The sequence below is a fragment of the Geodermatophilus obscurus genome (assembly GCF_900115395.1).
GTDB classification, from domain to species: Bacteria; Actinomycetota; Actinomycetes; order Mycobacteriales; family Geodermatophilaceae; genus Geodermatophilus; species Geodermatophilus obscurus_B.
Genome location: NZ_FOWE01000013.1, coordinates 23,662 through 47,723, shown reverse-complemented (window position 1 = coordinate 47,723; position 24,062 = coordinate 23,662). Strand labels below are relative to the sequence as shown.

At 68.8% G+C, this 24,062-nt stretch carries 16 protein-coding genes and 1 pseudogene; 2 read left to right on the top strand and 15 right to left on the bottom strand.

Annotation, left to right across the window (positions count from 1 at the left end; all coding sequences use genetic code 11):
- Positions 1-43: 43 nt before the first annotated feature.
- From dprA to BM165_RS22250, 12 genes and pseudogenes are all read right to left on the bottom strand, one after another.
- Positions 44-1,138 (bottom strand): DNA-processing protein DprA, encoded by a 1,095-nt coding sequence (gene dprA / locus BM165_RS22300; RefSeq protein WP_280140749.1) that lies wholly within the window; start codon positions 1,136-1,138, stop codon positions 44-46.
- 154 nt (positions 1,139-1,292) lie between these two features.
- A complete protein-coding gene (locus BM165_RS26250; protein ID WP_348271799.1) occupies positions 1,293-2,291 on the bottom strand; it encodes a YifB family Mg chelatase-like AAA ATPase in 999 nt (332 codons plus the stop codon).
- A gap of 96 nt (positions 2,292-2,387) precedes the next feature.
- Positions 2,388-2,564: pseudogene (locus tag BM165_RS26245) on the bottom strand (magnesium chelatase domain-containing protein); the annotation flags it as partial.
- Positions 2,565-3,012: 448 nt separating this feature from the next.
- Complete coding sequence (locus BM165_RS22290; protein WP_075015744.1) at positions 3,013-3,495, bottom strand: hypothetical protein; 483 nt, start codon at positions 3,493-3,495, stop codon at positions 3,013-3,015.
- Positions 3,496-3,513: 18 nt separating this feature from the next.
- Complete coding sequence (locus tag BM165_RS22285; protein WP_143108291.1) at positions 3,514-3,759, bottom strand: hypothetical protein; 246 nt, start codon at positions 3,757-3,759, stop codon at positions 3,514-3,516.
- A gap of 355 nt (positions 3,760-4,114) precedes the next feature.
- Positions 4,115-4,492 carry a hypothetical protein gene (locus BM165_RS22280; protein ID WP_075015742.1) on the bottom strand — a complete coding sequence of 126 codons (378 nt, stop codon included), beginning with the start codon at positions 4,490-4,492 and terminating at the stop codon, positions 4,115-4,117.
- Between the two features lie 566 nt (positions 4,493-5,058).
- On the bottom strand, positions 5,059-5,982 hold the full coding sequence (locus BM165_RS22275) for a transposase (RefSeq protein WP_075015741.1): 924 nt from the start codon (positions 5,980-5,982) through the stop codon (positions 5,059-5,061).
- Complete coding sequence (locus tag BM165_RS22270; protein WP_075015740.1) at positions 5,967-6,332, bottom strand: hypothetical protein; 366 nt, start codon at positions 6,330-6,332, stop codon at positions 5,967-5,969. The genes BM165_RS22275 and BM165_RS22270 overlap by 16 nt, the downstream gene beginning before the upstream one ends.
- Before the next feature lie 409 nt (positions 6,333-6,741).
- Positions 6,742-6,909, bottom strand: a complete 168-nt coding sequence (locus BM165_RS25005) for a hypothetical protein (protein ID WP_177225285.1) — start codon at positions 6,907-6,909, stop codon at positions 6,742-6,744.
- Between the two features lie 2,417 nt (positions 6,910-9,326).
- Complete coding sequence (locus BM165_RS22260; protein WP_075015738.1) at positions 9,327-9,674, bottom strand: hypothetical protein; 348 nt, start codon at positions 9,672-9,674, stop codon at positions 9,327-9,329.
- Between the two features lie 443 nt (positions 9,675-10,117).
- Positions 10,118-11,962 carry a pre-toxin TG domain-containing protein gene (locus tag BM165_RS22255; RefSeq protein ID WP_075015737.1) on the bottom strand — a complete coding sequence of 615 codons (1,845 nt, stop codon included), beginning with the start codon at positions 11,960-11,962 and terminating at the stop codon, positions 10,118-10,120.
- 118 nt (positions 11,963-12,080) lie between these two features.
- On the bottom strand, positions 12,081-15,758 hold the full coding sequence (locus BM165_RS22250; RefSeq protein WP_075015736.1) for a hypothetical protein: 3,678 nt from the start codon (positions 15,756-15,758) through the stop codon (positions 12,081-12,083).
- Between the two features lie 621 nt (positions 15,759-16,379).
- On the opposite strand from BM165_RS22250, the gene BM165_RS22245 reads away from it, so the two are divergent.
- Together BM165_RS22245 and BM165_RS25875 are read left to right on the top strand one after the other, a co-directional pair.
- Complete coding sequence (locus BM165_RS22245; protein ID WP_083427617.1) at positions 16,380-17,456, top strand: glycosyltransferase family 2 protein; 1,077 nt, start codon at positions 16,380-16,382, stop codon at positions 17,454-17,456.
- Between the two features lie 516 nt (positions 17,457-17,972).
- A complete protein-coding gene (locus tag BM165_RS25875; protein WP_244274400.1) occupies positions 17,973-18,260 on the top strand; it encodes a hypothetical protein in 288 nt (95 codons plus the stop codon).
- Positions 18,261-18,333: 73 nt separating this feature from the next.
- Here the strand turns inward: BM165_RS25875 and BM165_RS25870 are convergent, their stop codons facing one another.
- The 3 genes from BM165_RS25870 to BM165_RS22230 all read right to left on the bottom strand — a co-directional run bounded on the left by BM165_RS25870 (position 18,334) and on the right by BM165_RS22230 (position 23,852).
- Positions 18,334-18,738 (bottom strand): helix-turn-helix domain-containing protein, encoded by a 405-nt coding sequence (locus tag BM165_RS25870; protein WP_244274399.1) that lies wholly within the window; start codon positions 18,736-18,738, stop codon positions 18,334-18,336.
- 238 nt (positions 18,739-18,976) lie between these two features.
- On the bottom strand, positions 18,977-20,905 hold the full coding sequence (locus tag BM165_RS22235) for a S41 family peptidase (RefSeq protein ID WP_075015734.1): 1,929 nt from the start codon (positions 20,903-20,905) through the stop codon (positions 18,977-18,979).
- Between the two features lie 778 nt (positions 20,906-21,683).
- On the bottom strand, positions 21,684-23,852 hold the full coding sequence (locus BM165_RS22230) for a hypothetical protein (RefSeq protein ID WP_075015733.1): 2,169 nt from the start codon (positions 23,850-23,852) through the stop codon (positions 21,684-21,686).
- Positions 23,853-24,062: the final 210 nt, after the last annotated feature.

The following is a 24,062-nucleotide window of genomic DNA, read 5'->3' as shown; positions in this document are numbered from 1 at the left end:
GCGCCGGTCGGTTGCCCACCACGCAACCGTCGCACCACCCTCCTCAGGGCGCGCGCCGCCGCGTCCCCGGCGGCGGCGCCAGGCGCCAGCCGGTGCCGGTCCACTGCACCAGCTCGGCGACCTCCAGGGCGGGCAGCACCCGCATGGCCTCCAGCGGGTCGCACCCGGCCACCGCGGCCAGCCGCTCGGCGCTGACCCCGACGCGGACCGGGCACGCGTCGAGGACGCGCCGGGCGAAGTCGCCCAGCCCGTCCCGCGGGGAGGCCGGGCGCTCGGCCGGGTCGGCGAGGTCGGTGCCCAGGTCGCCGACGGCCTCGACGACCTGCGCGGCGCTGGTCACCAGCCGGGCCCCGGTGTCCTCCTCCCGCAGCAGCTCGTGACAGCCGACCGACATCGCGCTGGTCACCGGGCCCGGCACGACCAGCACCTGCTTGCCCAGGCCGGCGGCCCGGCGCGCGGTGGCCTGGGCGCCGGAGCGGGCCGCGGCCTCCACGACGACGGTGCCGCGGGTCAGTCCGGCGATGATCCGGTTGCGGACGAGGAACCGGTGTCGGTACGGCGCCGCACCCGGGGGCCACTCGCTGACCAGCAGCCCGCCGCCGTCGACGATGCGCTCGAACACCGCCGAGTGCGCGGCCGGGTAGGCGCGGTCGACGCCGCAGGCGAGCACCGCGACCGTGGGCGCCCCGGCGGCCAGCGCGCCCCGGTGTGCGGCGACGTCGATGCCGTAGGCGCCACCGGAGACCACCGTCCAGCCCCGCTCGCCGAGCTGCGCGCCGAGGTCGGCGGCCACGTGCTCGCCGTAGGACGTCGACGCCCGCGCTCCCACGACGGCGACCGAGCGGTCGACCGTCGCGTCGAGCGCGGCGTCGCCGCGCACCCACAGCGCGACCGGCGGCACCAGGGCGGTGGTGCGGTCGGGGAGGCGCTCGCTGCCTCCTCCGGCGTACGCGGCCAGCGTCAGCGGGTGCAGGGGCAGCGCCGGCCACTCCTCGTCCTCGGGCACCACCAGGCGTGCGCCGCAGCGCTCGGCCCGGCGCAGGTCGGCGAGGCTGGCGTCCTCGGCCGCCCGGACGCCGACCAGAGCCCGCACCGCCTCCGGCGCGGTCCCCCTCCGCAGCGCCTGCACCGCCGCCACCGGGCCGGCGTCCTCGACGAAGCGCCAGAGGGGCAGCGACCCCGGCTCCGCCGCCCGCGTCAGCCACGCCCGTGCCCGCCGCAGACCCGCGGCACCGGAGGCCGACCCGGGCTCGGCCAGCGCGGCCGCCAGGTCTCGTCGAGGTCGGTCGCGCTCACGCCGCGACCCGCTGCAGCCGCATGCCCAGCGCCTCGGCGACGTCGTCGCCGCAGGGCACCGTCCGCCCGTCGAGGTCGGCGAGCGTCCAGGACACCCGCAGCACCCGGTCGAGGCCCCGCACCGACAGCAGCCCGCGGTCCAGCGCCCGCTCGGCCAGCGCCAGCGCCGTCCGGGGCACCGGCCAGCGCTCGCGCAGCAGCCGCCCGGGGACCTGGCTGGTGAGGGACAGCCCGGTCCCCCGCAGCCGATCAGCCGCCGCCTGCCGCGCGACGGCCACGCGGGCGGCGACCGCCGCCGTGGACTCCGGCGCCGCGTCGGACGCCAGCCAGGCGGCCCGGGTGACCGGCGGGAGCTCCACCCGCAGGTCGATGCGGTCCAGCAGCGGCCCCGACAGCCGCGACTGGTACCGGCGGCGCTCCAGCGGGCTGCAGGTGCAGGCGGCGTCGCCCGCCGCGCTCGCGCACGGACAGGGGTTGGCCGCCAGCACCAGCTGCGCCCGGCACGGGAAGGTCGCCGACCCGGCGGCCCGGCTGATCGTCACGGTGCCGCGCTCGAGCGGCTGGCGCAGGGTGTCCAGCGTCGCTCGGGGGAACTCGGGGGCCTCGTCGAGGAAGAGCACCCCGCGGTGGGCGCGGCACAGCGCGCCGGGGCGGATCGCCCCGGACCCGCCACCCACCAGCGCGGCCATGGTCGCCGAGTGGTGCGGCGCCTCGAACGGTGGGCGACTCACCAGCGGCGCCCCGGGCGGCAGGGTGCCGGCCACCGAGTGGATCGCGGTGACCTCGAGCGCGGCCTGCTCGTCGAGCACGGGCAGCAGCCCGGGCAGGCGCTCGGCCAGCATCGTCTTGCCCGCGCCCGGCGGTCCGGTGAGGAACAGGTGGTGCCCGCCCGCGGCGGCCACCTCGACCGCGCGCCGCCCCGCCGACTGGCCGACGACGTCGCCGAGGTCGGGGACGGGATCCGGCGCGGGCAGCGGCCCGCGGACGTGCGGCACCAGACGAGCGCGGCCGGACAGGTGGTCCACCAGGTCGCCGAGCGTGCCCGCGGCGAGCACGTCCACCCCGGCGACGAGCGCTGCCTCGTCGGCGTTGCCCGCCGGGACGACGACGGTGCGGTGACCGGCGCGGACCGCGGCCAGCACCGCCGGCAGGATGCCGCGGACCGGGCGCACGGAGCCGTCGAGCCCGAGCTCGCCGAGCAGGACCAGGCCGTCGGGGGCGTCGGCCGGCAGCGTGCCCGCGGCGGCCAGCACGGCGGCGGCCAGGGCGAGGTCAAAGTGACGGTTAGGACACGTCTATGTGCGCGGCGCCCCATCGAGGACCCCCGTGGACTCGCCCGCGAGCCGGAAGGCGTGAGCCCATCAGGCCCGGCGCCACCTCACCGGGCGCGGGGGTCTCCGAGAAGCGACCACTCGGCCGAGGTTGCCGGCTCCTGCCTCGCCATGGGGTGGAACCGCGGTGACGCGCCCGTGACGGCAGCTCCGTATTCTTCCCTGCCCCTGAGGGACCAGGCTTGAGGACACGGGCCCGTGCGGTGGCACCGCCCGACGTCCCCGGATAGAGCATGTCTCGCTCGCACGGGACAAGAGGCCTGGCATGGCACTGACGATCTGGCCGCAGCCGGCGATCATCAAAAGGCCAGGCCCACGGACGCGCCGCCGGCGGCTCCGCACCCGGTCGCAATCGTGAAGGGAGCCCCGCGCAGAGGGGGTCGCGTCACCATCCGTCCGGGGTCGCAGTCACGGTGAGCGTCTGGCCCTCGACCGTGATCACGACGGGGGACCCCAACGGCGCGGGAAACGTCAGGGACCCGGTGCCGCCGGTCACGGCGACGGTGTACGGGGTCGTGTGCCCGCGAATGGTGACCGTGACCGGGTAGTCCCCGTCCGGCCCCGTGATCGTCAGAGTGACCGAGGCGACATAGGGGTTGACGGCCACCACGTCCATGTCCAGCGTGACCGGCGGGGCGACCGGGACGATCGCGCCACCCCGGGCGAGGGTAGACACGCACCGGCCCTGGTTGGCGAACGGCTCCCCGGTCAGCGGGTCGGTGTAGTTGACGAACCCGCCGGACTTGCAGGCCGTGAACGGGTCAGCGGCAGCTGCCGGGGTCGCGGTGGCGATGGCCCCGCCGAGCAGAGCCAGAGCACAGGCCCCGGTAAGGGCCAGGCGACGGGCGGGCAGGACGGTGGCAATCACTCTGCTACTCCAAGGGAGTCAGGGGGTGGGGGTATCCGGCTGGTCGGTGCAGCCCGAGCCGTCCTCCCACGGCGGGGAGGGCAGGTCCGCAGCGGGAGCCACGGGCCAGGCAGGCTCGGGATCGAACTGGAGCACCCGGAAGGGCACGCCCTGGCCGGGCACGGACGAGCCGACCTCGACCGTGTAGGTGGCTCCCTGGACGGTCAGCAGCAGCACGTCCACCTGATCCCATGAGCCAGCGTCGTAAGCGCTGAGGATGGTCATGGGAGGAGCATGGCCCCGGCTGGGGTAATGGCAGAGGGTTAGGCAGGAGGGCCGTAGGACCCACTAGAGCCGCCGGCTGAGTCACCCTGCGCATTCTCCTCATCCTGGTCAGTAAGTCTTTCAAGGTACTCAGTCACTTGGCATTGCTCATCTACTTCGGCCTCCACCGGAGGTATTGCCTCCGGATTAGCGTTGTAGACCTCGGCGTAGTTCTTCAGCTCGATCGAGCAAGAAGGGTCTTGAACGAAGTCTTGAACGACCGGAGACCACAGGGCGACGACAGCCGCGACAAATGTGGCAGCCGCCCCATATAGCGGACCACGGTCCTGCTTTCGGCGTCTCGGCTTAGTAGCCATCAGCGCCGACGGACTGGGGTGGCCCCTTCGGCGCGACCTACGTGTATGACATGTCGTTCGAAGAGCGCTGCTTCTTGTGCCACACGGTTGGCGCCGTCGTAATCCAGATACCTAACGGCCAATATGCTCGCTGCCTCGTGCAGCAACTCGAGATCCTCGTCCGCAACAGCGTTCGGCTTCGCGGCCACCTCTTGCGCCAACGCCTCGGCAAGCCTTAACGCCGCACGTCTCACCACTACCGAATACACAGAAGAGCTGATGGCGCGGATTATGGACCACAGAAAGATGCCCGCGATGACAATCATGGCAAGGGACGCCGCGACACTGAGTTGGTTCAGGTCCTGGGGATAGGTACCGATGAGGCCAAGGCAACCCATGAGAGAACGCTGACGAACCCATACTTCCACGCAGGGGCGGGCATCCGCTCCAGGACTAGCTCAAGCCCGAGTCGCGGCTCAAGCCTCTCCGCAGCCAGCAGAGTCCGCCGCAATCCAACAAACAAGCGAGAGTAAAGCAGGACAACACGCAGGAGGGGCCGTCGCGGAGACGTCGCTGCGTAGCGCCGCAGAAGTTCGCGTGCGTGGTCCACACCGCAGGCTAGCGCCGACCGAACGTCTGCGACATGTGAGCAGGACGGGAACCCTGCGGCACCTGCGCTAGCTCGTTGCCCAGGACACGGCGTGGACCCGGACAGCGTGGCCGGACAGCGACCGGGCCAGAGCGTCTAGCTTTCGCCCTTGAGGTCAAGAGTCAACGGAACCGGGGGCAGTCCCGGTCTCGTGCGGGCGTGCCTGAGCGGACCGGGCACTTCGGTGTCCGGCCTCGGGCGGCAGCGCGGTGGTCGGTCCGGCGGTGGGGGCCTGGTCGGCAGGCTGATGAGACGCCGTCGAGCGGCAGGCTTTCGTGTGCGCCGTGGGCGGCCCCAGGGCGAGCGGGCGGCAAGCTAGGTTGCGCCGTCGTGCGGCAGAGCTATCGCAGCCGTCACCGCTCGCTCTGGTGCCGGGCTCGACGGTAGCGCTGTTCGTCGAAGGGTTGTTGGGTGTTGAGCAGGGTGTAGGCCAGGCGGCAGGCGTGGCGGGCCAGGGCGATGCGCGCCGGAATGGGCCGCAGGCCCCGGGCGCGCAGCTCGCGGTGGCGGTCGATGAACGGCCCGCAGTGCTGGGAGGCCCCAGGCCAGGTTCATCAGCGCATCGCGGTGTTCGGGCAGCCCCTGACGGGAGATGGGGGTGCGCCGGTTGATCGTCGCCGACTGGTAGCTGCCCGGGGCCAGGCCGGTGGCCGAGTAGAGGTGCTCGGCGTCGGGAAACCGGTCGACGGGCAGGCTGAAAGCGGCGAAAGCCGCCGCTCGAGCGGTGGCCACTCCGGGCAACGTGGTCAGCACCTGCCCGTCACTGCCGGCCAGCAGCGCGGCGATCTCGCCATCGACCGCGGCGATGTCGGCGGTCAGCGCGCGCCAGCGGGTCATGCTGCGGCCCAGTCGGGCGGCCCGCGCCGAAGCGTCGGCCGGCGGCGGCAGACAGGTCCGCCACCGGTCGATCCAGCACTCCGCCTCGCGATCGCGGATCCGGCCGTGGGATCGAGCTCGCAGTGACCGCGGTGCGGGTGCCCGGCCGGCGAAGGCGGCGGCGCAGTCCAGCACTGCCTGCCCGATGACGCTGTCGACCTTCAGCGCCCGGCCGTGCCCGTCGGGGGCGGCCAGGCCGGGGCAGAGCGCGTGCAGCTGGTCGTGCAGGCGCTGCTGGGCCACCTTGTGCTCGGCGATCAGGCCGCGGCGGTGCCGGACCGCGGCGGCCAGGGAGTCCTGCACCTGATCGGGCACCCGCCGGCCCTGGCCCTGGCGTGCCAGATAGGTCAGCGCGGCGCACAATCACGGTCGTCGGTCTTGAACCGCCGTGAGCCCAGCTGGGCCCGTGCGGCGGTGGTCTCCGAGGGAGCGAACAGTCGTACCGATCCGGGAAACCGCTGGTTGAGCTCCCGCATCCAGGCCTGGTGCAGGCCTCCGGTCGCCTCGATGGCGAAGACCGGACGGGCAGGCCCGGCGTGGTCGACGACCAACCGGTGCAGCTGCTCCAGCCCCGGGCGCAGCACCGGCAGAGACAGCGGCGGCACCAGTTCACCGGCCGCACCGGTACGCAGCCAGACCCGGTTGATGACCTTCCCCGGATCGATCGCGACCACCAACGTCGACGCCGGAAGCGCCTCCTGCAGCAAGCCCACGACAACCTCCCGTCCACTGCGGAAACGTCGTCAGGACGTTCCCGCGGGAACGAGGTCAACGGCTATCAGCTGTACTTGGCCTTGACGTTGGTGTCAGCAGGGCGGGCTTGTACGCAGGAGAACCTCCGAGTGGGGTGTGGCTTGTCGAAGGCCCAACACCTGCTCGGAGGTTCTCGCGTCCCACGGTAATGCCCGCACCACCGTGCACGGCCGCAAATCGATCGTCGACTAGTATGCCGCAGGCTGGACGCAGGCGCAGATCGCCGCCCTTGAGGATCTCTAGCACCGACCGGCCACGCTGCGACCAATTGCGGCACTCGTGACAAGAAGGCTCACCGCTACGCGGCTTCAGCCGCCCGCAGTTGCCGCCGAGCTGCCAAAGCGAGCCGAGGCCTGAGCGCTCCGTAAGTCAGGCGGATGGGATTGCCTGTTCGGTGGCACGAAGGTACCCCCATAGACCCACCGACAGCAGCCCAAAAAGTACGAACGGAATCAGCGCGAGAGAGAGCTGCCAAAGGCTCTCGACCTCTTGCAGGAATTTCCAGAACAGAATGTGCACAAGCAGGACCACGGACACGCCCCATACAATCGCCCATGCTGTCCAGCTCCACCGAGCTAGCCTGCGCCCGTCGAGGTACTAGATGGGTATGAGACCGAAGACGGAGCCCTGCCAAGCAAGAACGACGGTCGTGGCGAGGGCGGAATCCGCCAACAGCACGATCGGACCAGCATCCGGCTCGGCGGCGGCCGCGTCTACGGACGACCACAGTAGCCACGCGAGCGCCCCCAGCGCGAGCAGGGCGACACCACCGAGCAATACTGCGGGGCCCTGTCCGCGGTTTCTGCGGGGCGCCGCCGCGGCGCCAACGGAAAAGTAGGCGAATAATCCATAGGCATAGCCCGGCTCGAACCGTGCCAGTCGAGACACCACTACGCAGCGCGACCGCAATGGCCACAGGTAGTACCTGTAGCCGGGCTGGCGCCGGGTCAGCAACGCGCAGGGTCAGTTCGACGGTGCCAGCATAAGCCAGCGTTGTGAGTGGGACGGAGATTGTGAAAGCCAGACCGAGGATCAGGGTCTGCGAGTCAAAAGTGGCTCCTGACTCGACGAGACTCAACAGAACCGCACTACCGAGAACGAATACTGCGCCGTCGAGCCACCGGGAACGGGCTCCCACATTCTTCGGCGGGTCGCGCCGCCACCAGGCTGGCAGCCGGTGCCGGTTTTCCTCGAGCGTCTTGTTGAATAATTCGGCTGGGAACCCGACGACGACGAACAAGAGCGCGAAGAGCGCCGCGCTGACGAGCAGAGCGCGGGGGCTCCACGACACCTCCTGGGGCGTGGGGAGTGCCTGCGGGAAGTCCGGGCGCAACAAGGCCGACGCTTCTGAACTCGGACCCGGATCCGGGTCCGGGTCCGGGTCGGGCTCAGGATCGGGATCGGGATCGGGATCCGGGTCGGGGTCGGGATCCGGGTCAGGGTCGGGATCGGGATCCTCGTCCGGGTCCGGGTCCGGGTCCGGGTCCGGGTCCGGGTCCGGGTCGGGCTCTATGGGAAGCAGGATTTCGAGTGGAGCAGACGCGGTTTCGCCGTCGCACTGAACCGCTACGCGAGCACCACCGGGTTGAGAGCTGGTCGGTACCGTGAACGTCACCCGTCGTTCGTCGGCCCCAGTGTCACCCTCATCAGTGCTCACGGTCGCACCAGCGACCGTGAGCACAGGGGTACATCCAGCCGGAAATCCGGTCATGAAGGCCGTGACCACTTCGTCGGGTCTAGCCTCGGACCTGGATAGCCGCAGCTCCGGTGCCACGACGGTGAAATTTTCGCTGGCGGTGCCGATCAGGTTGTAGCCGGCATCCGGGCCTTGGCCGGCATCCGGATCGGGCAGTCCATAGCAGTAAATGGTGAGGTGTGGCTACCCGTCGAGGCGTCACTTGGAATTGTGATTTGCAGACCACCCGAGTCAGGTACTGACTCGATGGAGCTACCGTCCCACTCCGCATCGGTGGATTCACAGGGGTCGAGGAACGATCCAGTCACCGTCACGGTCGTCCCAGGATTCCCTGACTCTGGGTCCAGGACGAGCGACGGCTGCCCAGCCGCCACATCCACGCCGGCGAACCAGACGAGCAACAGGCCGCTCAGAAATACGATGGACCTCTGTAGTGAGCACATATGAATCTCCGTGCGGTTGAAGAGTCAGCCCTGCGGGTTCCCTCCAGTCCGTGATTCCACCGTCCGCAGTCGCCCCGACGTCGACGCGGTTGAGGTGAGTGTAGACAGTACGGCGCGGGTAATTCCGCTACTACGGCAGTGTCTCGCGCACCACAATCACCGTGGAGCGCCTAATGAGCTGCTTGGCCTGGGCAGTCATCCGCTCCAACTGGTCGCGGGCTGCGGGCGACAGTTAGGGCACAGTGACCGTGGCGTTGCCCTTGTCGACCAGGTCGTCCCAAAGCTGGTCCAGCTTACGTGCACTGAAGGCACCAGTTCTCCCTTCGATCGTTGCCTCGTGTTCGGTGCCGATGTCCATCCGTCGACCTGGGCGGCTATACGCGTTCCGTACGGCGTGACCACCTTGGAAGTCGCCCGCGACGAGTCCCTCATAGAGCCTGCCGGCCTGCTTCGGGTCCGTGCGGGCCAACTCCAGGATCTCCTGCTGGGCCGCAGCGGCTTTCGGATCGGCGAATCCCTCACGGAAGGCGATGATCGATCCCCGTGGGGCGCCGGGCCCGGACGGGAGCGCGGGACGCTTTTGGCCCCTATTTGGCCGCGAGCGTGCTGGACCGACCCCAGCGCGGCTACCAGACGTTGGATGCACTGCGGCCGCCTCGGGGGACTCGCCGAGGACGGACAGGTCATCAGGCCGCGACCGAGGCGCGGTGGTGTCGTGCTCGCAGGCGCGGCGCACAGTTGGGGACGGGCACGGCCGCGGGGGCCGCCGCTGACGCCTACCCCTGCGGGTCGGGGCGTCGGGGGTTCCTTGCTGCTCAGCGTCTCTCGGTGGCCGGCTGTCCCGGGGACCTCGGCGGGAGGGCCGCCTCCTCGAGCAGGCGCGGATCAAACTCCCGAGGACGAGGCACGTCTCGGCCGTGCCTGTCGAGATGAAGCATGAGCTTCCGGCCGATCCGTTCATCTTCCGGGGCGTAGATGACGCGGATAGCGGGATAGATGTCCATGACGAGGCTTACCGCCGGTGAATGGACGATGCCCGCTTCTGCGGATTCGATCCTGACGCCGAACTGCTCCGGCGGGCGCCAGCCCTGTTCCAGCCGGTACTCCAGCCGATGGGCCTCCTTGACGATTGGTGCCGGGATCTCCGGCCAGTGCAGTTCCATGAACCCGATGTCCCTGCGGGCGGTGAGTCGCAGGGTCTTACTCCCAGTGCAGCGGGTGGCTGCAGATGATGCGGCGGGGGTCGGTGCCGCCGGGGAGGTTCCAGTTCTCCGCGAACTCCTGGCCCTGCCAGAGCATGGGCACGCCCTTCGCGGTGTACTGCGCGATCGCATAGGGCTGAGCCGTCCTTCGGGTCGCTCCCGGCCTCCGCGGCCTCTCCTCCGCCGGTCACGAAGACCTGGACCGCTGGTAGCGGCCATCGGGCAGGTGTGCCTTCTTCTACTATGGAGAGATCGGAGCAGCCCTCGCATCGGTCTCGCCGGTGAACGCTGGAGATCCTCACGACCGAACGCTCGCGCTATCTTGACCGTCGCGACGGTACGGTAATCGTCGAGTGATGCCCCCGGATCGCCGGCCAGCCGTGACGCTGAGTCTCTTGGGCGTTTCAGGGAGCGGCATCAGCGAGCTTTTCCGCAAGGGGCTTGAGCTTCTCGCCGATGGCGGCAAGGTCCTTGGACTTGATATCGGCGCCGATGATCTCGAAACTGAACCCGGACTCCTTCAACTGCTTTTCGATAGCAGCCGCGCGCACGTCGCGCGGGAGGACGCCGAAGAATTTGGTGCGTGTCGGAGAGACGGTCACCGCGAACATCTCCGTACCGATCCGGATCCGTGCGCCGTCCGCGAGCCGTTCCACGTCGCGCCGGACCTGCCCGCCGAGCTCGGAGAGCGCGTACTCCTTCTCCACCTCGTCCAGGGTCTTCTTGAACGGCACGCCGGCGGCCAACGCCTCGTCGCGCTGCTCGCGCCAGACGTCCTTTGCGTTCGCCCGCAATTCCTGGCGCTCGGCCTTCGTCAGTGAGGACATGCCGCCCTTCTTGAGGCTCAGCTCGCGGGCTGCATTCTTACCCGCTTTGGCCTCGAAGACGGCTGCGATCACGAGCTTCTCGCCGTCCCGGTATGCCAGGAGGCCGTCACTGATCTGGTGCCCGGCGCTGTCGCGCACGAGGTGTCCCGGAACGAACTCCAACTTCTTGCCCGCAGGCACGGTGATCCCTAAGGCGAACCCGCCTTCCCGGGAGCTGAGCCATGGCACGATTCGCGACTCGATCAGCTCTTCCAGAACCTGCCCCTTGAGGTGGTCGGCGTTCGGCCCCCTGGCCAGCACCCGCCCGATCGCGTGCTCGTCCAAAACCTTCAGCGTCGGGTGCGCCTGGGTCAGCTCGCGGAACACGGTCACGACGGCGGAGTCGACCGTGGTCGTCAGCTTGGCGGCGCCGCCCTTGGCGAGTCGGGGGACGGCGTCCACTGCCTCCTTCACGATCGACCCGGAGAGCTTGCGCTCGACGCGGAGCAGCCGGTCGGCCTTCCCGACGGTGGCCAGGGCTTGTCGTTGGGCACTCCCGCGGGCGCCGGCTCCCAAGACGCGCGACCAAGCCGCGGCGTCCCGCCCGTACATCGAGACCAGCCGCGCCTCGGTGTAGAGAGCGCGTCCGCCCTTCACGAGGCGTCCGGCCACCGGCAGCAGCACGGACGCCGCCAGCACGCCGCGCTCGACATCGCTGAGGTGGTAGCCGAACAAGTCTTCACCGCTCCACGCCTCGTACGCCGCGACGGCGTTCCCCACGACAGGTATCAACCCGATTGCCAACTCGACCGCCTCGACGAATGCCGGCCGGTCGATCGGCACATTGCTGATCTCGACGTCGAGGGGGAGCTTCTCCGCCATCCGGATTAGCGCCACGATGTCCGGCCGCTCGCTGAACATCCGCGCGAGCCCGACGCGCGCCGGCTGGTCGATGAGCTCCCGCGTGTTGGGCTGCACCCGGTACCAATTCATCAGCTCGGCCGACACGGCCTGCATGACTTCCACGACAAGCGGGTTGGCCCCGAGGATCAGGTATTGCTTGCCGCGTTGCTTGTCGACGATCAGTTCCTGGCGCACCTGCCCCCACTTCAGTATCTCGAGCGCCAGGTTCAAGTACTCCTCGTACTTGCGGACCTGCTGATTGGGCGAGCCGTACTCCGGGCGAATCTTCTCGCTCGCCTTCTTCTGGGAGGCGACGGTCCACGCGTCGGCGCCGGTGAGGCCGAAGGGAGGTTGTGGCGGCATCCGCTCCCACACCAATACCGAGTTCGGCGCCGCAGTCAATTCGTGGAGCATGATTTCCCAGGTCACCCGCGTCAGGGCGACGCCGAACGCGCTCTCCTTGCCGCCAGCGAGGGCAAGCCGGAAGGCCGCTTCGGCTGCGGTGACCGCGTTTCGGTACGCCTGAATGTTGACCGACACGGCTCGGGTCCTCGCTCGTCGCGGCCTATGCCCGGATCACTCCACCACCTTGACCCGACCCATTCGGCCTTCTAATTCTGCCCGTAGCGCGGTAGGCGGTCGTCCGCCCGGGCGTGGGTCACGTCGTTGGCCGCCTTCTGAAGCTGAGCAGGCCGTTGATCCGAGTGCCATAGGGAGGAGCGAGGTCGCTGCCGTAGTAAGCCTCTAAACGGCCCGGGTGGTTGGCTGGGTCCAGCATCTGGCCCTCCATCCTCACGGTGACCGACTTACCACGAATCTCTTCCGGGATGCGATGGGTGCCACCCACCAGCATCAGGGCCTGCTCCGGCCCCTCCGTCTGGTCGGCCTCGTAGTTGACGTCGAACCGAGAGGGATCGGTGAAGCTCCCGCCGAAGTCGAGTCGGAGTTCGCCCCACACGTCGCCACCTATTACTCCCGGAGAAAGGGAAAAGTTGAAGTCGACGTCGGCGGCCCAGTCCGGTATTGGCACCTGCCAGACGGCCGCGGAGGGCCACTGGATCCAGGTCGTCTGGTCGGTTGCCAGCGTCGACGGGACTTCCTGGCGCGCGGTCCCGCTCCACTGCCTCGACGACGGTCCATCCGATGTCGTCTCGCCGACCTCGACCCATTCGCCCTGTTGGTTCTGTTCCCAGCGCGGCAGGCGGTCGTCGGCCCGCAGGTGCACGAGGTTCGTGGGTACCCGCACGGTCCACGCCGTACCCTGCGGCACTTCGGCGCCGGGACGGTCGAGGCGCTCGGCGATCTCGTCGGCGATGGGCAGGTAGAGCGGGCTGGTGATCGGGGGTAGGGGTCCACCGTTCCAGGCCTCGCCGAAGGTCAGGAAGTGGTCGATCGCACCTTCGAACCCAGGGCGGGCCGGCACCGACACACGCGCGTATCCGGCCTGCAGAAACTCGTTGAAGGCCGGATCGGGGTCATCGTAGGCGATCCGCTCGTCCCACTGGTCCTTGCGACCCCAGAAGTACGGATAGGTCACCCAGGTCATCTGCTCCCACTCGAACGCCTGCTCGAAGAAGCGCACGTACGGACCCTCACCTGCGGTCTCGAAAACGTCCAGCTGCGGCAGCCCCGTGGTGGGTGAGGCGTCGATCGCGTCGAACAGGTCGAAGTGCTGATCGGTCAGGATGCTGATGCAGTTCTTCTTCAACTCCGCCCGGATGGTGAGCTGGTTGGCCCCCGGGTTGCGGCCGCGGATCGCAACGCCGGCCTGCAGTTGCAGCGCCGCGAGTTTCTCCTCGTAGTCCGCGACGAGAGCGGCGTGCGCGGTGGCCAGCTTGGCGTGCGTCTCCAGCCGCCACTTTTCCATCGCGCGGTCGGTCCTTTGGGTCTTCACCTCGATCGCGACCGCGACCTGGGCGAGGTGCCGGGTATCGAGGGCGAAAGGCAGGCTGTCGCGCTCGTCATCCAGCGTGGTGGTCCACAACCAGGTTCCTGACGCGATCCGCTTGGTGCGGCGTCCGAGGACGACGTCTAGTGTGTGATCGGCCTCCCAGGCGTTCCCGACGCTTGCGACGCTGCCGAAGACCGCGCGATAGCCGTCGTCGAGGGCGATCTGGCCGGAGTGGTTGTAGTTGGTGTTCTTGTCCCCGCCGCCGGACTTGAAGTCAGCGGACTTCGTGCGGTAGAGCTCCGGCGGCGGCGTGACGTCCTTCGCTTGATAGACCTGCACCCAGTAGCCGTAGTTGCTCTCGTTGATTTGAGCTGGCAGGAGGCTGAACGTGGGCGGCTTGGTGAGGGTGACCGTTCCAGCATGCGCTCGGTTCATAGCGGCCACGATGAACGCCGCTGGCTCGGGCACCATAAAATCGAAGGTAGCGCGCAGGCCATAGTTGTACATCTGCGCCTGATAGACCTTGTTCACCCACTGGTAGACCCCGGATACGTGGCCAGCCCCCTTGACGTTGTTCAGCTCGTGGGTGTTCTTCTCGATGGTCTCCGTGGTAAGGCGGGTCGTGGTCCGCTCGAGGATGCGCTCGGCGATCTTCCGCGAGCTGCGCTCGGTGACGTCCTGGGAGAACGACGAGGCGGCCTTCGTCGCCTCCTCCTTGGACCGTGACATCGAACCCTCGGCGCTGACCGCAAACTCCACGGTCGGGCCGTAGCTGCCGGAGACGCTGAGGCCTGCCTTGAGCGCGGCGTCCTCCTTGATCGTCGTACTCGTCTCACGGGTCATCTCGAACCGGTCCGCGGTCTCCAGCTCGCGCTCCTCGCTGGTACTGACCTCGCTCTCGGACAGCGTGATGACCTCCGACTCCTCTCGCCGGGTGTGCTCGCGCAGCTTCCGCTCGCCCCGCAACACATTCTCGATGTGCGCGACGTCGGCGCCCTCGTATCCAATTAGTTGCTGCCGGACGACGAGCAGGTCCGCCACACCAGCAGGTGCGACGGCACCCCGGGTGTGCGGGATCCGGCCGTCCATCGGGAACACCGGGACAGGCATCAGGCCACCGGTCCCGAGGCTGCCCCAACCGGTAACGATCGGTGTCTGCACGGAGATCAGCGCGTCCCCGACGCGGGTGAAGGACTGCTTCACCGGGTGGCCGGCGACCTGCTCCAGACGCTCCACGGTCGTGGCCAGCTCGGCACCGAGGCCCTGGGTGATCCGGTCGAGCGGGACGGCGCCGAGGTCGACGCCGCGGTCGGCAAGCAGCGTGCGGGTTCGGTCCGTCAACGCCTCGGTGGCCTCCGGCCGCAGGATGAAACCGACCTCCGTCAGGTCCGGAGGAGTGAACTCGACTCTGCCCGTGGCGGCGACGGAGGTGGTGCTCGCCAAGGTGGCCGCCAGGTTCGCCAGGCCATCAGGGACCGTCGTCGATCCGGTCGCCGCGTCGCCGGCCTCTTCGCCCGCCTCCCCGATGACCGGGCCATCGTCGATCGTTCCCCCCAGCCGGCGAAGACTCACCGCTCGCAAGTCCTTCGTGAAAACGCTCTCCGCGACCATGGCGCTCGTCAGCCGCAGCTCCTCGGGGGGGGCGATGGCGTCGCTTGCTTCCACGGGCGAGACCCGGAAGTGGCGCCCTTCTAGCGAACCGAGTTCGGCAATCGCGCCTCGCAGCGCTTCGTGCCGGCCGAGCAGATCGCCCACTTGCGCCTCGCGCTCCGCGATGGCTTCCGCCCGACGCTGGCGCAGCTGCTCCTCGGCGTCCCGAGTCGACAGACGCGACCCCCAACCCGGAACCACAGGCAGCCGAAGCGACCGCCGGCGATAGCGGTGCAATGCCGGGCCGCCGTCGAACCGGTCCTCGACTGCTGCCCTCCGGACGACCTCGGCGGTGCGCAGCTGTCGGGTCAGCTCCTCCACCGGCCTGCTGTGCTCCTCCTGCAGCACCTTGATCGCCGTGAGGCTGTCGCGGAGGCGCCGCAGCATCCGCTGGAACACCTCGTCGTCCACAACCTCGGACGCCGGGCGGCCGAACGCTGTCCGGACCGCCCGGGCGACGGAACCCTGCTGATCGCCGTCATCGTCCTGGTCCTGGTCCCCACCAACGCCCTCATCCTGAGGCGGACGCCGGACGGCGGGCTCGTCCTCCAGTCCATCGAGCCGGGCGGCGAGTTCAGCGAGCTCGGCGGCAAACTCGTTGCGCGCGGGATCGCCCAGAAACTCGTCGCCCTGGACATACGCGCGGCTCACCTCCTCGGCGCGCTCGCGTCCGCCGGCGACGGCTTCGCGTAGGGCGTTCTGGTAATCGGAATCCTGGGTGAGGTCGATGCTGGGACTCTCGGGATCCTGCGTTACGGCGGGCCGCAGGAGCATCAACCGAAACAGGTCTTCCATTCCGACCTCCGTGCGGGACCGAGTCACTGGCACTACCAGTTCCCACTGCGGTGCTGTGTCGCCAGGACAGCCACAACAGTGCAGGGACTCCGTCACCGTTGCGTCACCGTCGCGTCACGGACTCGTCAGTCATGGTTGGGCAATGACAACGACCGGTGTGGCCGAGTCGCTCGAGTTGAGTAACCATGCAGCAGGTCTGCGCCTCGTCGTTGCGGCGGGCGACCCAGTCGGGTCTACGGTCCCGGTAGGGCTCGTCGTTCTTGAGCGTCGAGTGGGCGACCGGGACCTGGGCGGGGGCTCTGCCGCGGCGGCTGGTAGGCCGGGCGTGCCGAGCGGCGAGGAAGCTGGCGCCCTTCATCCGGCCGATTGAGCCGGCGGCCTCGACCGGCATCGCGGTGAGCCACGTTGTTGACATGCTGCTGCTCGGGCCGCTGGCGCTCGCCGGCCGACTCGTCCACCCCAGGCCGGCTCAGGCCGCCAGGTGCGCGGCGGAGAGGAACCGGGACCGTCGCAGGCGTCCGAGCCCGGACGAGTCAGCGGCAGCGCGTAAGTAGCTGGGCGGATCGGGCCACGAGGCGGCAATCCCCCCTGTCGGCGAAGGCTGTCTGCGACCCTTCGCGGATGACAGACGAGCGTCCATCGGTGGCCGTCGTTATGCGGACCAGGAACCGTCCGCTATTACTCAAGCGCGCTGTCGCGGACGTCTGTCGCCAAACGTTCTCGGACTGGCACCTAGTAGTGGTTAACGACGGCGGGCTCGCCGCGGACGTCGACGCCGTGCTGCGGCACCATCCCATGCCGACCGGCCGACTGACCCTCTTGAACAACGAGGCCCAACGGGGTATGGAAGCCGCGTCCAACCGAGGCATCGCTGCTCAGAAGTCCACCTACGTGGCAATCCACGACGACGACGACACGTGGCACCCATCGTTCCTCGCTCGGACCGTCGCGCACCTGGACGGCACGAGTCAAGCCGCGGTGGCCGTGCGCACCGAGATCGTCCGGGAGAGAATTCAGGGGGAGTCAATCGTCGAGATAGAGCGCGAGATATTCGCCCCGCAGGTGCATGCCTTCACGCTGTTCGAAATGCTCCGCACGAATCGGACGGTGCCGATCTCGGTTCTCTACCGGCGCGCGGTTCATGACACGGTCGGCTGGTTCCGAGAGGACCTCCCGGTCGTCGGGGACTGGGAATTCTTTCTCCGCCTGACCTTGACCGATCTGCGCTTAGGCTTCCTCGACGGCGAGCCTTTGGCCTTTTGGCATCAGCGGCCGACGGCGACCGGTCCAGCGGCCAACAGTGTCGTCACAGGCTCGACCGACCACCGCGACGTCGATCTACTCCTCCGCGACGAGGCGCTACGAGCTTACGGCCAGCGTCATGGGCTGGGCGGCCTGCTGTACACGACCGCCTACTTTCAGCGGGAAATCGACAGGCTGATCGTCCGCCTCACCGAGAACCGGCATCGCGAGGAGGAAGCGGTGCACCTACTGCGGCGCGCGGCCGAGCTACTGGAGCGGCAGGCCGAGCGGCTCGACCAGCAGAACGATCGCCTTACCGCGCTGGAGGCCGCCGTATCCGACGCCAGTTTAGTGAGCCTGGCGCGCCGCCGATACCGCCGGTGGAAGTCTCAGGCGCTCAGATTGGTCACGGGGGCTCAGCGGCCGAGTACGCACGAGCTCCAGCGGCAGGGGTGATCGCCAGAGTCGCAGGATGGCGCTCCCCCGGTGGCCGCTATCCCTGACCGACGGATACATCGAGGGCAACTTGGTCCTCTCCCATGCCACAATCGGGGCTGGAGATGCGACTGCTCAGGTCCTCAATCTCTGCAGGCTGTCCGTCACGCGTTCGCAACAGTCGGCCCTTGAACCTGTTGCTCGGCTCCGGCACCTGCAGCGTGACCCCTTCTCCATGACTGAACACGCGACATAACCGCAGTGCGATCCACGCCCGCTCATCACCCGGGCCGACGCGCCCTTGCTCTGCGCCCGTCGCTGCAGCCTCCAGGCGCCCAGCCGAGTCGGTTCCCCACGAGCGGACGCTATGCAGTTCAGCCCGCCCCACGTGACGACGAGCTCTCACGAAGCGGTGCCAACCGTTCATTACGACCCGTTCTGCTTACGACCTCGTGCAAAGTTAGCCGCGGGCCGTCGTCGACCTGTTCAGGGCCAGTTCGATCACGCGGCAGTGCCGGCCGGTAGCGCTCTCGGCAGGTGGCGAAGCTGGTCAGGTCGTGGTGCTCGTTCCTGGCTGGAGACCAGCCCGGCGACCGCGGGCCGGATGGTGTCGAGGTGCTCGCGTCGGCCGAAGTGCCGGGACAGGGCTCGCCAGTTCTGCGGGTGGCTGATGCCGTGCTCGACGCGGATCCGCGTGGCCGCGTGCGCTCTGCGTTCGGCCTCGTGTGCCGCGGCGACGGCGGGGAGACCGGGATCTGGTTCTTCCGCCGGGCCGGCCGCGGAGTGAGCACCGCACCGGCGGTCTGGGTGCTCAGGCCCTGGTAGCCGGCGTCGGCGAGCAGGGTGACGCCGGGGATGAGGGCCAGCAGCTCGACCAAGCCGGCCTGGCGGACCTGGGTCAGGTCGTGGATGGAGCCCGGGCGGGCTGTCCGCAGAGCAACAGCAGCCCGGCGGCGTCGGTGATCACCAGCGCCTTGACGGTGTTGGCGCGGGCCTGACCCGAGACGAACTTGCGCCGACCGGCCCGACCGGCCCGACCGGCGGCCGGGCGGCGCACCCGGACCTCAGTGGCATCGAGCAGGCCCAGCTGCCCGCTGGCGCCCAGGTGGGCGATGACGTCGGCCAGGGTGCGCAGCCGGATGCCGCCCTGGACGGTGCAGCCGCGCTCGGCCAGCAGCGGGCGGACCTCCCCGACCGCCCGGGTGATCGTGGAACGGGACACCCCCGACCAGCAGGCCAGCACGTCGTGGGTAACCCCGTGGCACAGATGGACCAGGGTGGCCAGCAACCGGTCGCTGAACACCAGCCGGTACCGGGCGCCAGCGCCAACCGCTCGTTGACGCGGCCGATCGGCCAGCCGTGCGTCCTGGCGCGCCTGACAGCGCGGCCCCAGCTCGACGATCAAGTCAGCGAGGACCTGCGGGGACAGCCCCGTCACCCGGCGATCGGCAACAACGGCGGCACGGGCCAGCGTCCTGGACACACCGTGACCCTGCCCCGTCCCTCACGAGCAAGCCTTGCCGCTAACCACGACGAGGTCGTTAGGGGGTGAAGGTGGTTCGGAGGTCGAGGGTCGGTCCGTTGCGGGTGAAGGTGCGGGCGGCGACGGGGGCGCTGTCGCCGTAGCCGATGACGCGAACCTCCTGGGGCGTCCCGGCGCCGGGCACGACGACGGGGCCGAGGTTGCCGCCCAGGTCGATGGTGAGGCGAGGTCGGCCGTCGACAACCACGTCGGCGTGGTCGATCCCGACTGTTGCGAACATGACGGTCAGCTCTCCTCCGGCTTCGTTGAGCTCGACGTCCAACCGCAGCGGCTTCGATCGGGCGAGTAGCTCGGCGGCGGTGGCCATAAGGTCGACCTCGTTGTCGGTGATGTCACGGCGCGTGGTGATGTGTGACTCGTCGGGGACGACGCCGTAATCCTCCAGCGGAGTGCCGGCGTTCGGGCCGACACGTAACAGGCGCCGGATGGCAACGGTCACATCGGCGCCGCCAGGCAGGGGCCGGAACGGCGAGTTGTCGGATGCCGGGAGGGACCCGAGCAGGTCCGACATCCGCCAGACGTTCGCGCCACCGGCGCCCGTGCTGCCGTCGGTGCCAAGCACCAGGCCGATGCCGTGGTCCTGGAAACCGGCAGCGAATATATCGGTCGCCGAGTAGCAGCGGGCGTCGGTGACCAGGACCACGGGCCCGAAGTAGGACTGGGGGACCTCAGCGAGCAGCTGCCGGGTAGTGAAGGGGATGCCCGCCGAGTAGGCAGCGCCGGACTCCACCGCCTGCTCCATGGACGGTAGCCAGGCGGCGAGGGTCCGGTTCGTCCGGCACGTGCGCAGGTTCAGCATCGTGGCGGCGAACTGCGCGGGCTCCGGTTCGAGGGGTCGGGCCGTGAGCGCTTGCAGGCACAACTCGGAGGCCAGCACCGCACCGCCGCCGTTGCCCCGCACGTCCAGCACGAGGCCATTCTGAGGCAGCTCGCCGAGCAACCGGATGAACTCCTGGACAAATCCGATGACGCTCGCGGTGCTGGGTATAGGTGGCAGGAATGTTCGGATGCGTAGGTAGCCGAGCACGCTTCCGCCTACCTGTGCCCTTCGCGCCTGGAACACGGTGGACCATGCGGGGCTGACGGTGACGTCATCGGGCCCGGCGGCCACGGGCTCTCCCGAGGCCTCGGCCGCGATGAACTCCGGGGCGAACAGCCGCGTGCGCAATCGGGCGACCTGGGTGCGCTCAACGTCAAACGCCAACGCCACATCGGGATCGGTCGCCGGCGCCTGGGCCTCAGCGGGCGCCGCCACGCCACGCACGAGCCAGGTCAGCTCGATGCGCTGGACCTCCCCCGCGTGGTCGATGTACTGGACCGTGACCCAGTCGTCGTCCGGCGGCGGTCCGAATTGCAGCGAGCGGAATGTGAAGAGCTCGACGGCGCGGGCGTGGCGGGCTGCGGGATTCGCCCCCGGCATGCGCTCAGCGAAGCGCTCGATCGCTCGATCGATGGGAACGCCGTTCCAATGAGTGATCTCGACACCGAAGCGGAAGCTCTCCCCCAAGTCCTCCTGCTCGGCCGCGCTCCGCCCGACCAGATACCGCAGCCGGCCTTCCTCGGCGAACTCCTTCAACAGGAACGGCAACATGGCGACCGCAGCACCGAAGGGTCGGGGGAGGCGATAGCGGGTGTGCAGGTCCCGCAGCGAGTTGAAGATGTCGACCAACTCCCTGTGGAAAAACCACTCCGCACCAAGCGGACCGGGTCGGCCCAGCTGCGTCTGCAGGAGGCGCAACCGCTGCAGAGGATTGATCCCGTAGCGCGCAACCTTGAACGGCAGCAGCGAGTAGCTCTGCTCCAACACGACCAGCGCCTGCTGGACGATCAGCCGCCGATCGTCGCCCGAGAGCGTTCCGACTTGGTAGGTGCTGAGGAAATCCGGGAGCGACACAGTCCCCACACCGTCGCCACCCAACTCGGTCATACCAGCCCCTCCCGCCAGGACGTCAACTGCCGCAACGGAGTAGCCCTCGGCGACAATTGATCTGCCGCGCCGCCATTGACAGCCATGAGGTTTCTCACCAGGAATCCGCACCCGTTGAAGGTTGCGGTCGACGCCGCTGGCCAGGCCTGCAGCGAGTCGTCAGGGACTTCCAGCGCGACTCCTCGGAACAGGCATCCTCAGGAGGCACTTGACGCTCGGCCGACTCGCGGCGCTGACCTGCAGAGATGCCGCTCTGACGCGTTCGCGGAGGACAAATTCTGGTGAGAAAACCTCATTGAGTCCTCCTCATAGCCTGTACCTGATAGCGCATCCCACGACTCCTCAGGCCGCGTGCTACTCCCGGCAAAGCACAGTCGTACACCGCTGCAGGTTCGATATCCAGGTGGGTGGCGATGTTGGAGTTCGAGGTGGCTGTCGATATCAGCGATGGCAGCGTCGAGGGTACTCCGCGGCGGCCCACCCGAACAGGAATCCGCGGTCGCCGGGAAGGAGCTCGTGCAACCCCGCGCCCAGCGATCCGCCTGCAGGACGCAGGGATCGAGGCTCGGAATGGTCCCTACCCCCGCAGGCGAACCACTTGGAGTCGAACTCGTAGCCGACGGCGCCGCAGCTGATCACCTCCGTTCCCGAGACCCGGGCCGACTGGCTGCGCGTCGCCGACCCGCTACGGCCGGCCCGGACAGGGACTCGCTCGCGCGTCGTCGCACGTCACCCTCACTGGTGCACCGGCTGCCGAAGCGGACGTACGAGGCCCGTGTCAGCTCCCCTGGCGGAAGAACCGCCCGATGCCGGCGATGAGCGCGCCACTCGCCAGCCATCCGATTACGACGGCGAGCCAGATGTAGACCATCACTGCCTTGCCCCATGCCAGGTCGGTGTCTGGAAGCCAGCGCGACGTCAGCCGGAGATCCACGCCAGGCACCAAGAGTTGGACGGAGTAGACGAACGGCTGGAACCACGGCCGCTGTGGATCCTCGGCGACCATCAGACCTGCTCGCGCCGCGAAGAGGAATACGAAGGAGCCGATCACGGCCATGACCAGGAGAAGTATCAGCGGCCGGTGTAGCTCGTACCCGAAGCGGGTCGTGACATCAAGTAGCCAGTTCCACACCCGGGCGGGCCGCCCGAGGTCCCCGCGCCCGGGCTTGCGCAGGTCCCGTTGTCGGGCTATGGCGATTTGCTTCGCGGCGGCCTCGTTGCCGTTGCGCTGATATGCCTGGCCCAGCTGGTGGTAGGCGTCGGAGTAGTGGGCCTTCGTCCTTCCCAGCCACGTGATCCACTGCTCGACGTCCAGTCCCGTCTCAGCGGGAGCTCGACAGGAGAAGCCGGCCAGCGCGAGCTGCTTCTCCGGCCAGTTGATCAGCGTGTCCTGGAGTGTCTCCACAGTGGCGAACGACAGGTTCACCTCGCCGCGGGACCGCTCGGACACCTCCCAGGTGAGCGTTCCTCCGATACGAACTCCCTGCGCGTCCACTCCCCCGTCCAGCCGGGCGCCGGAGAAGGTCAGGTCGCGGTCGATCCTCGCTCCGCGGATCTGCACCGGACCGCTGCTGTGGAATCCATGGTCGAGCAACACATCACCGTGACCGACCAGCCCGGTCAGGTCCAGGGTCCTCGTCTGGCCGTTCACGAGGGTTGCGCCGGAGAGCATCAACTGACGCCCGACGGTCGCTCTCGCAAGCCGAACCTCACCCAGCGCGTGGAACTCGTGCTCCGACTCGCTGTTCAAGAAGACGCTGCCTGGCGTGTCGAGCCCATCGGCGTTGAGTGCCCGGCCCCCCGGGTTGTCGAAGCGACCCGCGGTGCAGTTCAGCTCGGTATTAATCCGAGCACCGACGAGCCTCACCTCCCCCTTGGCGTTGAAGCCCCTGTCCAGGAACACGGAACCGTCGCACTGCATGCCGTCGGCGTCGAGCGCGTAGCCCTTCTCGTTGAAGAACATGCCGTTGGTGCAGTTGAGTTGGCGGGTCAGGTGCGCGCCGTCCAACCGCACTGCACCCTCTGCTCGGAACGCGTGGTCGAGATAGACCTCCTCTGCATGCAGGCGCCACGCCTCGAGCGCCTCGTCTCCGGGATTGGAGAATCTGCCGTGCGTGCAGCTCAACTGGCCGGTGATGTCAGCGCCGACGAGGCGGACCTTGCCGAACGCAGCGAATCCACGGTCGAGGAAGACCCCGGACCGTGCGCGTAGCGCATCGCAGCGCAGCGCGTATCCGTTCGCTCCGCTGCGGAAGGTCCCACCATCGGCCCGGAACCGGTTGACCGTGGCGCGTTCCAGGTAGACCTCACCGTTGGCGCGGAAGCCGTCACAGCACAGCAGGTCTGCTTCCACCGTCATCTCGTACCCGTTGATCGTGCAGGCGGAAGGGTTGACGAATGTGCCGCGCCGGCAGTCGATCGATCCCCCGACGTACGCCGACGCCAGACGCACCTCACCCCGCGCGCGTACACCCGCATCAGGGCGACCCGACCGCCCATCGCCGTCGAGGAACAGGCTGCCCTCCAGACGGAGGTCGCTCGCCTGCAGGGCAACCCCCTCCGGGACCTGGAGTGAACTATTGGTGAGGCGGAGGTCACCCTGCAGGTGCGCCCAGCGCAGGGAGATTGTTCCGCGCACATCCACATCCGAGACGGTGACGCTGGCCCTGCTCTGGAACCGGTCCGCCACGATTCCCGCGATCCTCCCGCCATGCCACTCGATCAACTCCCCGGCACGCGCGTCACTCAGATCGATGCGATCCTCGAAATCGCAGTTGACGAACCGCAGCGCGTGCCGGATGTGGACTCCGGAGAGATCGAGTCGACCGACGATGCGGCGATCAGTCGCAGTCAGATCCTGACCGTCGACACACCTCTCGCGCAGCTCCTCTGCTCGGAGGACCGGCTTGGGCCGCGGTCGCCGAGTCAAGGCATCGAACGCAATCATGTTGCACCCTCACTCCGCCTTCACCCGGCGTCATCGAGCACGACGAGCATCAGCTGTCCGCCGACGCGCGAACTGTGCGTGGTTCGCCGGCGACGCGTGCCAGGCGGCACTGGTGAACGCCCTCGGGCGACGGGGCCGGCCGGAGCTCTGCGGTCGCGGCGTGTACCGGCCGAAGCCGTCGTTCGACCGCTGGAATCGGCAGTCCCCGGT